The 14,925-nt window shown below is 42.1% G+C and carries 11 protein-coding genes, 2 tRNA genes and 1 pseudogene; 4 read left to right on the top strand and 10 right to left on the bottom strand.

Features of this window, described 5'->3' with window-relative positions; all coding sequences use genetic code 11:
* Together A1019T_RS08445 and A1019T_RS08450 are read right to left on the bottom strand one after the other, a co-directional pair.
* A pseudogene (locus tag A1019T_RS08445) lies at positions 1-342 on the bottom strand (RNA-guided endonuclease InsQ/TnpB family protein); the annotation flags it as partial.
* Between the two features lie 239 nt (positions 343-581).
* Positions 582-797: a cold-shock protein gene (locus tag A1019T_RS08450; protein ID WP_037032066.1), complete on the bottom strand. Its 216-nt coding sequence runs from the start codon at positions 795-797 to the stop codon at positions 582-584.
* Positions 798-1,264: 467 nt separating this feature from the next.
* Here A1019T_RS08450 and aroQ point away from each other — a divergent pair, with 467 nt between their 5' ends.
* Together aroQ and A1019T_RS08460 are read left to right on the top strand one after the other, a co-directional pair.
* The gene (aroQ, locus tag A1019T_RS08455; protein WP_077451268.1) at positions 1,265-1,750 is read left to right on the top strand and encodes a type II 3-dehydroquinate dehydratase; all 486 of its coding nucleotides are present in this window, start codon (positions 1,265-1,267) and stop codon (positions 1,748-1,750) included.
* A 165-nt stretch (positions 1,751-1,915) separates the two neighbouring features.
* Entirely contained in the window at positions 1,916-3,214 is a 1,299-nt protein-coding gene (locus A1019T_RS08460) for an AarF/ABC1/UbiB kinase family protein (RefSeq protein WP_077451269.1), read from the top strand.
* A 50-nt stretch (positions 3,215-3,264) separates the two neighbouring features.
* Here A1019T_RS08460 and A1019T_RS08465 read toward each other — a convergent pair whose 3' ends face one another.
* A complete protein-coding gene (locus A1019T_RS08465; RefSeq protein WP_208608055.1) occupies positions 3,265-4,032 on the bottom strand; it encodes a HesA/MoeB/ThiF family protein in 768 nt (255 codons plus the stop codon).
* 530 nt (positions 4,033-4,562) lie between these two features.
* On the opposite strand from A1019T_RS08465, the gene A1019T_RS08470 reads away from it, so the two are divergent.
* Positions 4,563-5,795, top strand: a complete 1,233-nt coding sequence (locus tag A1019T_RS08470; protein ID WP_077451271.1) for an NnrS family protein — start codon at positions 4,563-4,565, stop codon at positions 5,793-5,795.
* A gap of 51 nt (positions 5,796-5,846) precedes the next feature.
* On the opposite strand, the gene A1019T_RS08475 is transcribed toward A1019T_RS08470, so the two are convergent.
* Complete coding sequence (locus A1019T_RS08475) at positions 5,847-6,287, bottom strand: CopD family protein (RefSeq protein WP_077451272.1); 441 nt, start codon at positions 6,285-6,287, stop codon at positions 5,847-5,849.
* Between the two features lie 141 nt (positions 6,288-6,428).
* Here A1019T_RS08475 and A1019T_RS08480 point away from each other — a divergent pair, with 141 nt between their 5' ends.
* Complete coding sequence (locus A1019T_RS08480) at positions 6,429-6,941, top strand: Rrf2 family transcriptional regulator (protein WP_077451273.1); 513 nt, start codon at positions 6,429-6,431, stop codon at positions 6,939-6,941.
* Between the two features lie 155 nt (positions 6,942-7,096).
* On the opposite strand, the gene A1019T_RS08485 is transcribed toward A1019T_RS08480, so the two are convergent.
* From A1019T_RS08485 to A1019T_RS08510, 6 genes are all read right to left on the bottom strand, one after another.
* Entirely contained in the window at positions 7,097-8,524 is a 1,428-nt protein-coding gene (locus tag A1019T_RS08485; RefSeq protein ID WP_077451274.1) for an aldehyde dehydrogenase family protein, read from the bottom strand.
* A gap of 313 nt (positions 8,525-8,837) precedes the next feature.
* A tRNA-Asp gene (locus tag A1019T_RS08490) sits at positions 8,838-8,914 on the bottom strand.
* A 57-nt stretch (positions 8,915-8,971) separates the two neighbouring features.
* Positions 8,972-9,047, bottom strand: a tRNA-Val gene (locus tag A1019T_RS08495).
* A 211-nt stretch (positions 9,048-9,258) separates the two neighbouring features.
* Positions 9,259-10,428, bottom strand: coding sequence for an HlyD family type I secretion periplasmic adaptor subunit (locus A1019T_RS08500; protein WP_077451275.1), 1,170 nt, complete (start codon positions 10,426-10,428; stop codon positions 9,259-9,261).
* 2 nt (positions 10,429-10,430) lie between these two features.
* Positions 10,431-13,070 (bottom strand): type I secretion system permease/ATPase, encoded by a 2,640-nt coding sequence (locus A1019T_RS08505; protein WP_077451276.1) that lies wholly within the window; start codon positions 13,068-13,070, stop codon positions 10,431-10,433.
* 436 nt (positions 13,071-13,506) lie between these two features.
* The gene (locus tag A1019T_RS08510) at positions 13,507-14,751 is read right to left on the bottom strand and encodes a TolC family protein (protein WP_244156593.1); all 1,245 of its coding nucleotides are present in this window, start codon (positions 14,749-14,751) and stop codon (positions 13,507-13,509) included.
* Positions 14,752-14,925 lie beyond the last annotated feature (174 nt).

Below are 14,925 nucleotides of genomic sequence, written 5' to 3' on the forward strand. Positions count from 1 at the left end.
TAGGTATTTGATAGCAGACTTTTTAAAAGGTATCCAGCCCAGTGTTTTGCGTTTTGCATCAGGACGATTGCTGCGCCAGTTAAGTTTGGCTTTTTTAAACTGCTTACGCGCCTTGGCGTGAGTTTCATTGATGGCTTGCAGTGTTTGACTGTGTAGTCCTAAATACTCACCGCTTCCTTTGGTGTACTGGTTTAAATCATAAGCACTAAAAAACTTACCGGTACGTTTTAGATGCTCAAAGCAAAGTGCATTAACATAGTTCCACACGAAGTTCACTGAACCGCTTAGACGATTCAACTCTTTTATGTGTTTGTCTTTAATGCGTAGCTTGAGTGTTTTCATATATTCAGTATGGCGAGGTTGATTTTAACTTACAACCCTTTAACTGCTTCTTACGACAGTGTATGTCGCCTTATATCCACCCCCTGAAGTGGGTGGTTTTACGGCGACTGGTGATAAAAAAAGCCAACATATCAAATCCAATTTAGCATGAATGCTATTAAGATTTGACACATTGACTTTTGGATCAATAAACAGGCAGGCCAATAAAACTTATCAACCTCTGAAATATTGAATTTATATTAAGCGTCTATTTTAGTAACTTCTTCAGCTTGTAAGCCTTTTTCACCTTCAGTAACCACAAACTCTACTTTTTGGCCATCCTGAAGTGAACGATAGCCGTCACCTTGAATAGCGCGGAAATGAACGAAGATATCCTCACCGCTTTCACGTTGAATAAAGCCAAATCCTTTTGCATCATTAAACCACTTAACAGTACCTTGCTCACGAGCTGACATAATCTACTTCCTAAAACTTAATTAACAAAACTTCAATTAAACCCCAATTAATAAAGCATGTAGGCTCAAGGCCTAAAATGCCTATACTGGGTATAAGAAGTGGCTATTGGCCACTAGTAACCAACATAGACCTTATAATGCTCACAACTTTAGAGTCAGTTGTTAATTTATAAAAATATTAAAACCGCATATTTCTATTTCTGTTACATTACAGACATGTTTGTTATCTAAAACTAATCATAGCACGCCATTTTATTAACACAAAGTGTTTTAACATAACTTTCACACTATCTTGCTATTTTTTTAACCTTTTTTTCATCTTTTAGCGACTAATGCCTTTAAATATCTGTACTTAGTCAATATTAATGATATAAAGCTCGGTATAGTATTATAATTATTACTCAGACCAAATTTTTAAGCTAAAGATAAAGTTTGACTTTATAACCGCTATTTTTATCGAGTTTATTATGACCCAGCCTCTATCACAGCCAGTTTATCGTAGAATTTTATTAATTAACGGCCCCAATTTAAATTTATTGGGATTACGTGAGCCTGAAATCTATGGGCACACCACTCTGCAAGATATCGAGCAGCGTCTAAATAACACTGCTGAAAAACACCATATTGAGCTAATTAGCATCCAATCCAACCATGAAGGTGACCTGGTAGATGCTGTGCAACATCATGGCTTATTGGCGGATAGCGAAGATAAAATTGATGCAGTTATCATTAACCCCGCAGCCTTTACCCATACTTCAGTGGCTCTGCGCGACGCTTTATTGGCCACCAATAAGCCTTTTGTAGAGGTGCATCTCTCCAACATCCACAGCCGTGAGCCTTTTAGAGAGCACTCTTATTTTAGTGATAAAGCAGTGGGCGTAATATGCGGCTTAGGTGACTTAGGCTATGATATGGCGCTAAACTATTTTATAGAGAGCTTTTATAAGCCATAAGCACTTCTATAGCTGTCTAAGGCACTTCCGAATAAGTAATAATTAGCCAACGCTACACTAACGATATGGGCCAGCAAATGACCTATAATAATGACTATTGTTTTGGTATTTTTTGAACACTTGTCCCCCTTTTAATACCCCGATTAAGGGTTAAGGCAATATATTATGGCATCCTCAAGCAAACGTTTTATGAAACTTGCCGGCATGACGGCAAGCATCGCGGGTAAAGCAGCAAAAAACTCTATCAAAAGCCTTTCAACCGATGAAAATAAGCGAGCAGAAGCGCGCTCACAAATGCTACAAGATGTAGGCATTCAGATCGCCGAAACTTTGGGCGAGATGAAGGGGGCGGTCATGAAAGTGGGTCAAATCGCTTCGCAGTACAAAGAGGTATTTCCGCCTGAAGTTGCCGCCGCCTTAGAGAAGCTACAAAACAATGCTCCGCCTATGCCTTATTCCCAAATTAAGTCGCAAGTGGAGCGCGAGCTTGGTATGCCTATTGAGGAGGCCTACCTTGATTTTGAAGAGCAGCCGTTCGCAGCCGCTTCTATCGGACAAGTGCACAAAGCAGTCCTGCCCAGTGGTCAGGCCGTGGTAGTCAAGGTTCAGTATCCAGATGTCGATAAAAATTGTGACAGTGACTTAAAACAAGTCAGAATGGCGCTAAAGATGACCGGCGTGTTAAGCATGAGCCGCGAATTACAAGACCAGATATTTGCCGAAATACGTGACAGTCTAAAAGACGAACTAGATTACCTAAAAGAGGCTCAAAACTTAGCCATATTTGGTGCTTTTCATGCCGATGACCCCGGGTTAATCATTCCCAAGGTTATTAAAAGCCACTCTACCAAACGTATTTTAACCCTCACTGAGGAGTTAGGTGAGCCGTTAAGTGTTGCCGCCACTTGGGATAATGAGATAAAACAAAAAATTGCCACTCGCCTATTTCACTTTAGTGCCGGTCAGCTGTTTGAGCTGTATCGTATGCACTGTGATCCTCACCCAGGTAACTTTGCTTTTCGTCCCGATGGCAGCGTTATTGCCTATGACTTCGGCGGTATTCGAACCTATAGTGATGCTGAAGTTCAATTATTTAGACGCTTTGCCCTGCATGCTTTAAAAGGAGACGTTACCGCACTAGAGCAAGATTTGGTGACGTTGGGCATTCGCCGAGAGGATGAGGTATTGGTGCCGGGTAGCTTTTATGAAAAGTGGCTGCAAATAGGACTAACCCCTCTATCTATCGCTCCTTACCACACTGGGCCCTTTGACTTTGGCAACAGTAATATTCACCATGAGGTGATAGGCCAAGCCAAACAAGGGCTAAAATACTTTAAGCAATTTCAGCCCTCAGCCTCGACGATGATGGTAGATCGTACAGTGTCTGGACAATACTGGAATCTGGTTAACTTAGGGGTTGAGATTGATCTTAGCCCCTTAGTGAAAGAGTATATTCAGTTTTAAACCTGAGACTGAATCTTAATCTTAATCTAATGTTTTACCAAGACCTTAAGTTAACTTGCACAAACTCGGCATTTCTTATCTTGTCGATAACGCAGTTTGTGCTGGGTCATGGCGCTGCCGTCCCAAATCAATAATTGACCTTGTAATGGATTGTGTCCTCGGCCTAAGTACTGCAGCGCAGCATTGGCCTGTAAATTACCCATGATCGTAGTGGTACTTGCCAGCACGCCTGAATTTGCACAAGTCTGAGTCTGGCTGCTGTCAGATGCTTCAGACTCTAGCGCCTCACCAAATACACAGTGATAACACCCATTTTGTTTGCTTGGCTCATATAAGGCCAATTGCCCAGACATACCAATAGCAGACGCTGACAATAAAGGAATATTGTGCGCCACACTGACCTGATTCAGTAACTCTCTGGCGGCGAAGTTATCGGTACAGTCCAGCAGTAAAAAAGGGGCATTGCTGGCTTTGGCCTTATCGACCAATAACAACGAGGTGGCATTGTCAGCAGTCAAGCGTTGATCAGCATAACTTACCTTCACAAATGAGTTGATTTTTAATAACGCCTCATACGCTGTTTTGGCTTTACCTTGACCCACATCCTCTACTGTAAATAAGGTTTGACGCTGTAGATTACTCGGCTCAATAACATCGTCATCAATAAGATGGATTGCGCCAACTCCTGCGCGAGCCAAAGTCTCTGACACAGGACAGCCCAGTCCCCCTGCCCCCAACATAACCACGGTGCTGGACTTTAATCGCTCTTGAGAGGAGATATCCCAGCTGGGTAGCAGTATCTGACGCGAATAACGCATTAACTCATTATCGCTAAGAGTGACATCGTACACTTGGTTTGACACAGACTTATCCTTTTATAAACTCTTTTTTATAGCCGTTAGATTGTGGCTATGATAACAAATTACTCTACTAAGATAGAGAGGCAAACTTTAATCAACTAACCCATTAATGATAATTACTATCATTTACTTTATAATGATTTTAGCTTATAATATCTGCCAGTTGCTTATTATCAATCCTTGTTATAACCCTTTGATTTATAAGGATTAACTGTTAAGATATAAACTTCAACCTTGTCTTATAACAATAATAACTAAAACCGTAATTTCGCTTTCTCCACCCCCTATTTGACTAACATCATCTAGGGGTTTTTTATTGCTGTTGTTATTTATTATTGGTGCTCATAAAGGTAAATCAATACGCTATCAATATGACTAAGAACTGGGTATAATAATAACATTCATTTTATATGTATGTTTTAAAACTCATTCATACCTATAACTCCCTATTTTAGCGTGTTCATTTATTACCTTATCAGAGGCGCTATATGTTACAGATTCAGCCCCCAAATAAGCCCCCTTACTCCCCTCATCCTATTTTAAATTTAGGCTTCCGTATATTTTTTAGTGGGGGTGCCATTTTTGCTATCCTTATTATAGCACTGTGGATGTTTATCTTTCTCGGCCACACCCAAATTAATGCTGCCAAAATTAATCCTTTTTATTGGCATGCGCATGAGATGCTTTATGGCTATGCCATGGCCATTATTGCTGGATTTTTATTAACCGCAGTTAAGACCTGGACAGGGATGATGATGCCCTATGGTTATCGTTTAGGGGCCATCTTTGGCTGTTGGCTACTTGCCCGTATAGCTTGGGCCGCATTAGGCCTAGGGTTAACTGCCTTTCCTGTCTGGCTGGCTGTGGCCATCATTTTTGACCTGCTATTTATGGGACTGACTGCTTGGGTGATTATTAAGGCGGTCATGGCGGTTAAGCAATATAAGCAGATGGGGATTATCTCTAAGCTGGTGTTACTGACGATAGGTAATGGCTTGTGTTATTGGGGAATTTTTACAGCAGATCAGGACTATTTGCGTATTGGGGTCTATTTGGGGCTATATTTGGTTATGGGGATAGTGCTCACCATTGGTCGCCGAGTAGTCCCCTTCTTTATTGAGCGCGGTCTCAGCTTCGATAGCAATCAAGAAGTTAGTGTCAAAAACAGTAAAGCCTTAGATGTGTTAAGTCTTGGCTCATTTTTGATATTTATGATTGCCGATGTCTTTTATCCCAACCCTTATTTGGTAAGCACAAGCGCCTTTATTGTGACTCTCGTCAACTCTCTACGCCTCATCGGTTGGTATCATCCTAGATTGTGGCAAAAACCTTTACTTTGGTCGCTGTTCGTAGCCTTTTTAGGTGTGTGTATTAGCTTCTTTTTGTTCGCCCTTCAACCTTGGCTCGCCTTTAATCACAGCATTGCGGTCCACGCTTTAGCCTTATCCGGTGTGGGCATGATGACCGTAGCGATGATGGCGAGAGTTTCTTTGGGACATACCGGTCGCAGCATTCATTCGCCCCCAAAAACTCTGAACTTTATGTTCGCTTTGATGGCACTGGCTTTTGTATTTAGAGTAATCATGCCACTGATTGCCACTGACGCTTACTTGATGTGGATTATGCTGGCTCAAAGTGCTTGGATAGGCTGCTTTATCTTATTTTGCTTCAGTTATTTGGCTATCCTTGCCAAACCTAGAGGCGATGGTTTATTTGGTTAATTTTATTTACAGGGGCAAGTTAATTATAAAGACTGAGTCAATTTGTTATAATTAACTTAGCCCTGTTCTAAATAATGAGCCGACGACAACAAAGCTCACAGACAATAGCGTAACGGCCATAATATGTAGGGCAAAAAAGCCCAATCTAGCGACTGACAAAGTGGGTATAACTGTAAATCTGGCGTGCAATGCAACCAAAAATGTAGCCGCCAATAGGACTAATTTCGTAGTGATTAATACACTTAAATCATTGTCAAAACCAAACCATAAACTAACATCAGGCAGCAGCCTGTAGGCCATCCACAGCCCTGTTATAATTTGCAACACCAAGGCCGGCATTCCTATTTTTTCAAACTGCTCTTCAAAAGCCATTAAACCTGCCAGCTCTTGAGCTTTTAAGGCTTTTGGCAGCACCACCAGAGATAATATTAAATGCCCTCCAGTCCAAATTGTCGCTCCTAATAAATGAGCTATCAATATATAATTTAGCATAACGATCACTACCTATCTGTTGCCTCACGCCAAAAGCGTATTAACGATAATTATAACAGTATTGACCAAAGCCAAAATAAATAAAGCGATTAAAACCTTCAATTTTTATTGTATTTCATTTTTATCTAAGGGGTAAAATATATGCGCCTTACCAACTATAGTGATTACGCGTTACGCACCTTGATGTATCTTGCGGTCATTCCTGAGCGTGAAACGTTGGCAACAATAACCGACATTGCCAATAGCTATCAAATCTCTCGCAGTCATTTGACTAAAATCATTCATCAACTGGCTCAAATTGGTTATATTGAAAGTATTCGCGGTAAAAATGGCGGAATCCGTTTGGCAAAGCCTGCTGAAGACATTATTCTTGGTGAAGTCATTCGTCAAACAGAGCCTGACTTTCAATTAGTGCCCTGCTTTGCTCAAGTCACCACAAAATTAACGGGCAATAGTGCTGAGCCCCAACCTGTCAAAATACCTAAAAAACCGGCTGAAATATGCGAGATAACCCCAGTTTGTAAATTAAAGTCAGTATTTTATCAGGCGACTCAAGCCTTTTTGCAAGTTATGGACAGCTATACCCTTGCCGATATAGTCGCCAATGAAGAAGAGTTATGGCAAATCCTTAAGTTTCAAAAATCGTCGCATTAAAAACTCTTTACTAAAAAAAGCAGCCCTATCATAGAATAAGGCTGCTTTTTTATTATTTATAAATAAGTTATTTATATCAGCTACTTATATATCAATTACTGACAAAATAATGACTTACTGATGACTGTAAACATGTCTTTAGGTATAGGCCACCCCTAGTCTTTTACTACCATCAAACGTATTTCTGTCATATCCTCAATAGCGTATTTGACCCCTTCACGGCCAAAGCCAGAGTCTTTTACGCCGCCGTAGGGCATATTATCAACTCGGAATGTAGGCACATCATTAATAATTACCCCGCCCGCTTCAATAGTATCCCAAGCCTGCATGGCTTTTTTGATACTAGAGGTATATACCCCGACTTGTAACCCAAAGCGACTGTCATTGGCAAGCTCGACTCCTTTATCGAAATCATCATAAGCTTCTAAAATCATTACAGGACCAAAAGCTTCGTCCTTATATAGCTTAGACTCATGACTCACATTCTCAAGAATGGTGGCATTCATAACTAGGCCTTCAGCCTCACCGCCACATAACAGCGTGGCCCCTTCTTGTACTGCCTCTTTAATCCATTGATCAATACGCTCTAACTCTGCTTTATCGATCATAGGACCAATCACCACATCAGCATCGCTAGGGTCGCCGGCTTTGACTTTTTTGGCCAAGGCCACAAGCTTGTCTTTAACTTGTGAGTAAATATCTTTATGAATAAGTACCCGCTGCACGCTGATACATACCTGACCTGCTTGACTATATCCGCCGGTAATCACTCTAGGCAGAGCGGTTTCTAAATCTGCATCTGGCTCAATCATCACCGCTGCATTCCCGCCCAGCTCTAACACTACCTTTTTCTTACCGGCCCGTGCTTTCATGTCCCAACCTACTTTATCAGAACCTGTGAACGACAATAGTTTGATACGCTCATCGGTGACTAACTTATCGGCAACCTTTGATGACATAGGTAGGATTGAGAAAGCCCCTTCAGGCAAATCTGTCTCGGCCAATATTTCAGCAATTAACAGGGCACCAATAGGCGTATAGCTTGCCGGTTTTAGAATAAAAGGACACCCTGCAGCAATGGCTGGGGCTATTTTATGAGCCACTAAGTTTAGCGGGAAATTAAAAGGAGAGACAAAGCCGCACAGCCCAATAGGTACTCTTTTACTAAAGCCGCGATACCCTGCACCAGCTTCTGTGACCTCTAACGGAATAACCTCGCCTTCAGACAAGGTGGTTACCGCATCAGCGGCAAACTGGAAAGTGGCAATTAAACGTTTAACTTCTGCTTTAGCAGCCCCTTCTGGCTTACCCCCTTCAGCAATTAATGCTTCCGTAAATTCATCAAACCTTTCATTAAATTTGGCCACACAGTCCAGCAAAATACGCTGCTTTTGATAGGATTTTAAGGATTGCATGGCCGGAATGGCTTGGACCCCTGCAGCAATGGCCTGTTCTAACAGCTCTTCATCGGCACGGGCCACCTCAGCCACGATTTGTTGATCATACTTATTGACTACTTCTAATGCCTCATCTGCGCCTTCATGGGCTTTATTGGCTAAATATAGAGGATAAAAATGCTGCATAGGTCACCTATTATTTTGTTTGTTTTATTAGATATTTTATTGATTCAATTTTTAAAAATTTTCTTGGTTTAGACTTGGTTTAGAGAAGCCTTATTTATACGCTCGTCATAATAGAACACAGTTAATAGAATAGATAATGCGTAGTGCGGATACCATTGTTTTTTGTTGTTGATTTTATAAGAGATGTTTAGCACGCACTGCACTGAAAAAATAAAATCAATAATGCAGTGGGCAGAATTAGAAGACACAAAAAAACCTCAAGTAAATTAATACTTGAGGTTGAAACTTTGTTCTAAACACTAAGTTTAAAATATGGCGCAGCGGACGGGACTCGAACCCGCGACCCCCGGCGTGACAGGCCGGTATTCTAACCAACTGAACTACCGCTGCTTAGGTCGCTTTAGAATATTTAGCCACTTTCTAAAGGAAGTGGTTGTTTCTAAATAGTGGTGGGTGATGACAGGCTCGAACTGCCGACATTCTGCGTGTAAGGCAGACGCTCTACCAACTGAGCTAATCACCCTGAGCTCTCGCTCTGTGGGTGTGTATTATATACATTTAAAACTGTGTGTCAAACCTTTTTTGCAAAAAATTGAATTTATTTCAAAAACTTCCACAAAAGCAGGTTTAACACCCAGTTATTCGGAGCATATCACTTATTAAACCCTCCCTAGCTATCTACCTATCTTTTTTATTTTTACCTCTAAAGATCTAACAAAGGGCTATAGGTGTTATTAGCGCTCCCCTAAGCCCTCAGATAAGGTCTTAGTGATCGGCTTGGTTAAGTAAGACAGAACACTACGCTCCATAGCTTTAATATCAACACTGGCAGTCATACCCGGCTTGATAACAATTTCATCAGCTCGGCCGGCAAACTCTGCCTTACCAATTTGAATAAGAACGCGGTAATAAGGCTCTTCCCCTTTTGGAGTTTGCTCCATTAAGGTATCTGGACTGATATAAGTCACCTTGCCATTCATCGCCCCAAATATAGAGAAGTCATAAGCATCTAATTTAACGGAGGCGGTCTGACCCTCTTTCACATAAGCAATATCACCTGGGCTTACTTTGGCTTCGACAATAAGATCACTGCTGGTAGGTAGTAATTCCATAATCACTTCACCAGGCTTAACAACCCCGCCAATAGTTGTGATATTAATGTTATTCACCTTACCGTCTTGAGGAGACAATAAGCGTTTTTCTTCAAGTACCTGTGTTCGGTCGCGCAGTTGCTCAAGCTCACTATCAAGCTCTTCTTGAGCTTTGGTCATTTCTGCCTGGGCTTCTTCGAAGTATTTATTACGCTTGTTGTTAATCTGAGCCTCAATTTCAGCGACTTGGCGACGTAGCTTAATCACATCGGCTTGACTCACATCCCCATACTCCAACAATGGCTCGTTCATATCCAGCTCTCTTTTTGCCAGAACCAGCATTTTTTCTAACGAGGAAACCTCTTCATTAATGGCCTGTCTACGACGATTATAGAGCTGAGTTTGGTTTTCTACATATTCAGGATACTTGCGCACACTATCAGGAAAGGTTAAAGGACGATCGAAGATTTCAGCATTCAATCGGGCTAACTGAGCCTCCAACGCAGCAGATTTAGTGGCAGAGCTGTCATAAGCTGCTTTTGCTCGCTCCTCTTCTAGCACCACTAAAAGCTGTCCCTTTTTCACCTCATCCCCTTCTGAAACCAAGATCTCAGTAAGGATGCCCCCATCAGACGCCTGTATCTGCTGAGTTCGAGCACTAGCAATCACCGTGGCTTTGGCACGGGTTACTTGGTCAATTTTGGCAAAGTAGGCCCACACTAGAAGTATCGTGATGCCTATAAGGGCAATCCAGATTGTGAGACGAGCACGGCCAATTTTTGGCTTAGTGGGAGTATATTGATATTCAGACATGCCTATTTCTCTTCAGATGTGGGGTTAATAATAATGGTGTTGTGCTTAGCCTCAGTTGATGGCTGCGGTTGAGAGGCTGCAGTATCGTTTGTGGTAGCCTGAGTTTCCCTCGCACCCCTATTGTTACCGTTGACAGAATCAGTCGCCTGAGAATCCGTACTACTTCTTTCTGAAGGTGGCTTAATGATAATCTTCGATTTTGCAATACCTGCAACTTCGCCTTGATCATTACCTTGAATCTTACTTTGTGCGCTACTATCTCGGTTCTGTGTGGTCGACTGTGGCTGTCCGTTAGAACTCAGTTCATTTTGGTCACCTTGTCCTCTAGCTCCATCACCAGGGTTATCATTCGGTGCTTGTGGATGCTGTGGACCCTGAGGCTTTGGCGCCTGTGGTGAGGCTTTAATTGCCGCTCTTGGAGCGTCCTGCTGAGTTACTCTAGTTGGACCACCTTGTCGCTTGGCTTGCTCATTCTGTATAAGCTGTTTAAGGACCGCTTCTTTGGCCCCATCCATCACAATTTGATGGTTATCCATAATAATAATGCGATCTACCAAATCCAATAAAGCTGTCTTGTGAGTTGAAACCACCAAAGTTTGACCGTGTTGCAGCTCATTTCGTAACACTTGTATACAGCGCTGTTCCTGACGGTTATCCATCGAAGCCGTAGGCTCATCTATCAAGAATACCGAAGGTTTGGTTAATAGCAATCGGGTAAAAGCCACCAACTGTTTTTGTCCGCCTGATAAGCCGCGTCCCCCCTCACTAATGGGTAAATCCAGACCGCTTGAGTGGTTCGAGACTAAATTAATAAGACCTGTTTTTTGGAGGGCATCATGCAGCACATCATCATTGGGCGCTGGCATGCCGATAAGTAAGTTTTCACGCAAGGTGCCTTGGAACAAACGGTGATCTTGCTGTAAGTACCCTATTTGCTCACTTAACGACTCACGACTGATTTGTTGAATGTCTAACCCATCTATTAGGATACGACCAGAAGTTGGCGCATATAGTCCAGAAAGTAATTTTAATAGTGTTGATTTACCTGATCCAATTGGGCCCAAAATGGCTATTCGCTCACCGGGCTGAATAACCAGTTTTTTGATAGTTACTGCAGGACGATCATTGCCTGCATAGTTAAATACCATGTCATCGACCTGATAATGACCCTTAATCTTAGTCGGTGATAAAGGATAGTTTACACCATGGTTGTCTTGCTCAAGAGCAAAGATAGACTCGATCATACCCTTAGCGGCTTTGGCATGAGAATACTGCACCAATAAGTTGGGAATGGACATCACTGGGGCCAATACTCGTCCGCCTAGAATAGAGGAAGCAATCAAGCCACCCATAGTCATGTCCCCTCTCATCACTACGAATGAGCCGGTGATTACAATGCCCACATAACTGGCCTGCTGTAGCATTTGTGCAAAATAACTCAAGTTATCATTGGCATGCTTCATATCCAGGTCATTTTTAATAGTGACATTCATCACATCAAGCCAACGCGATAAAAACTTCCAACTGCCCGCGCCGGCTTTAATGGTCTCAACCCCTTCTACCGTTTCTACCAACAAACCCGTTTTATAATAAGAGGCAGAAGCTCCTTCAGCAGCAATGGCGTCAATCTTTTTACGAGCACTTAAGCCCATAGCTATAGCAATAATGGCGGCGATAATAGGCACTAAAGCCACTAAAGGTGAGGCAATATAAGCGATCAAAGTAATGAAGATAATGGTCATTGGTAAATCGACCAGACCAAATAAGGTACTGGCTGTAAAAAAGCTACGTACCTGCTCATACCCTCTTAACTGAGCAGCCATAGAACCTACCGACCCTGGCATTTGATCAATACGAACCTTTAACAAACGCTGAAATACTTCACGTGATAAATACTGATCTAGCCCTACTACTACCTTATCCATGATTTTGGATCGAGCGAACTTCATAAAAGCTTCGAAGATAATAATTAAAGCTACCCCACTGGCCAGAATAATTAAGGTGTACTCACTGCGAGTAGGAATAACTCGATCATAGACCTGCATCGAGAACAAAGAAACTGCTAAAGCTAAGAAGTTAATTAAGAAAGAGGCGATTACCGCTTCTACTACCACCCCTTTATAATTAAACAAGTCTTTTCTTAGTAGCTCAGTAAAGGTCGCGTTTTTCTTCTTGATATGGTCTTCTTTTAAACGCAGGCGCATCACCAGCTTTAAGTCATCTAAGGTAACTGGGCGAGTTTGTGCCTCTTGACGCAAATTCCAAGCCCCTTGCGGACTTTTGCCATCGATTATCCCCCAACCATAGTGGGCGTGATAAGCCAGCAAAGGCAAAAATGCAGCATCTGGCTGCTGAAGAATCTCTGGAGACTCCTCAATCCCTAAGCCTCTTAGAACCCCTACAAACCCACGTAGAGTATTTATACCTCGGCCTTGCTCTTCAGCTTTGGGGTTATTATGCTTTCTAATCACATCTTGTAGGCGAATATTATCTACTGGATAACCTTGCTGACTCAAAAGATGACGTAAGGCATCAGCTAAGGATTGCGATATAGACACTTCAGGAGAGCTAGGCAACAACTCATGGTGTGACCCTGTGTTGTCTGTCTCTAAATTATCTGATCGATATTGGTTAGTACTCATAATTATCACTTATTAAATGTTTTTATAATCGCAGGCAGCAGATTGTGTGATTGTTTTGCTGATTTATTTTTTATTTACTATCAGCTGGGTTATCATCAGTATTTTTCAGCTCAGACTTTTCCACAGTAATGCTCGTAGGATTGCCTTGTTCATCAATCATAATATAAGCACCTTGATCGAGCTGTTGCTCAAGATAAGCTGGTAAGTTGACTTCAATATACTCATCTTGTGTCTTAGGCGACTGCCCATATCCAAACTGTTTACTTTGTGCCTTGTTCTGTTGGTTATTAACCCACTCTTTTACCGTAATGCCAGTCAGTTAAACAAGAGACTTAGCGGAGATATGGTTTTTTAAAACCAGAGAACTCCATAAACAGGGGTTTCTAGAAAAAACGAATTTCAGAATTTCGCTATAAAATCTCTTAACTGACTGGCATTACTCTTTTACCGGGTCTTGAACATTAAACATTCTTACAGGCTGACGGTTATGAGCATAAACTTGCCAAGGCATCAGGCTAAAATCCACCTGAAGTTTATAAAATGAGCCAAGAATATCTGAGCGAGTCTGTACCAAATTTACTTGATAGTCGCTTAGCTCGCGAACTGCGTTTAACACTTCTAACCACGACTTGCGCCCCGCGATAAACTGACGTTGATAAGAGTCAAGAACAATTTGTGCCCCGGCTACTGCAGATACCAAAGACAATTCACGACTTTTGGCACTGGCAAATTGCTGATACTGAATCTGGATATTTTCCATTACCTGACGCTGAGCGGCTTCTTTATTCTGAATCAAGCTGTTAACGCGTGCTTCAGAAGCCCGAGTTAATGCCAAATTCGAGAACCCAGCGCCTGGCTGATAATTTAAGCCCACATAAAACTGGCCGTCGCCTTCATTGGTATCATGGTCATACTCGTGCCTATATTCAGCATAAACAACAGGATATTTACTGGCACTTTGAGCCTTAACTTCTTGCTTGGCAGATTCAATCTGGAACGCTTCTTTCACTACAGTCGGGTTGTAAAAACTGGCTTCGTTAAAAGCCATTTTCTCAAAGCCCATAGAAGCTCTTTTTACTTGATCTACCAAAGCACTTAGCTGAGGAACATTGTGTTCACTGCCCCGAGGTAATGCCCGCCCTGTAATTTGTTGCAGTCGGGCTTCAGCAATATGTTGTTGCTCTTTGGCAGCTTCATAAGCATTGGTCTCTTGCAAAATACGGTTGGTAACCAGATCCAGCTCAATACGCGCCGACACCCCTTGATTGACTCGGCGCTGCATCATTTCTTCAAATTTACGCAACTGAGTAATGGTTTCTAAATAAACGCGCTGTTGGGCAACTGCATTGATGTAGGTCTGCCAAGCCTCAATAGTGGTTTTGGCTACTTGGTTTTGTTGGGCATAGATATTTTCAGTGGCAGCTTTATCATCAAATATGGCTTGGTTAACGTTGGCAGTTAATCTACCTCCGGTCCATAAAGGTTGGCGAATACCCACCTCTGAGACGATATCGTCATTGTTGCCATAGCTTGTTGAAATGCTAGGGGTCGGCAACAGGTTTAGCTTAGCCGCATTGATGCCTTCCATAGTGGCTTGTTGTTCGGCTCTCGCTGAACCCACTAAGGGATGGGTTTCGATCGCCTGAGCAATTAAAGAGTTAATCTGGACGTCAGTGACCACCGTATTGGCCTGGCTCGGTAAACTATAGTCAAAGAACGAATAAAGTGGTACACTAAAACTTATGGCATATTCAAAAGACTACCGACAAATGATTCTTAGCAAACTTGACGAAGGCTACAGCTTTCGGGAGTTAGCCGAAGAGTATCAAATTAGCCCAACCAGTATACAAAACTG

The organism is Psychrobacter piechaudii (assembly GCF_900162825.1).
Lineage (GTDB): Bacteria > Pseudomonadota > Gammaproteobacteria > Pseudomonadales > Moraxellaceae > Psychrobacter > Psychrobacter piechaudii.

Bases quoted from the DNA above. Each gene is read 5' to 3' on its own strand.
- A1019T_RS08485 (WP_077451274.1), bottom strand. From the start codon at position 8,524: ATGCAGCATTTTTATCCTCTATATTTAGCCAATAAAGCCCATGAAGGC.
- A1019T_RS08470 (WP_077451271.1), top strand. From the start codon at position 4,563: ATGTTACAGATTCAGCCCCCAAATAAGCCCCCTTACTCCCCTCATCCT.
- aroQ (WP_077451268.1), top strand. From the start codon at position 1,265: ATGACCCAGCCTCTATCACAGCCAGTTTATCGTAGAATTTTATTAATT.
- A1019T_RS08480 (WP_077451273.1), top strand. From the start codon at position 6,429: ATGCGCCTTACCAACTATAGTGATTACGCGTTACGCACCTTGATGTAT.
- A1019T_RS08500 (WP_077451275.1), bottom strand. From the start codon at position 10,428: ATGTCTGAATATCAATATACTCCCACTAAGCCAAAAATTGGCCGTGCT.
- A1019T_RS08450 (WP_037032066.1), bottom strand. From the start codon at position 797: ATGTCAGCTCGTGAGCAAGGTACTGTTAAGTGGTTTAATGATGCAAAA.
- A1019T_RS08460 (WP_077451269.1), top strand. From the start codon at position 1,916: ATGGCATCCTCAAGCAAACGTTTTATGAAACTTGCCGGCATGACGGCA.
- A1019T_RS08465 (WP_208608055.1), bottom strand. From the start codon at position 4,032: ATGCGTTATTCGCGTCAGATACTGCTACCCAGCTGGGATATCTCCTCT.
- A1019T_RS08505 (WP_077451276.1), bottom strand. From the start codon at position 13,070: ATGAGTACTAACCAATATCGATCAGATAATTTAGAGACAGACAACACA.
- A1019T_RS08475 (WP_077451272.1), bottom strand. From the start codon at position 6,287: ATGCTAAATTATATATTGATAGCTCATTTATTAGGAGCGACAATTTGG.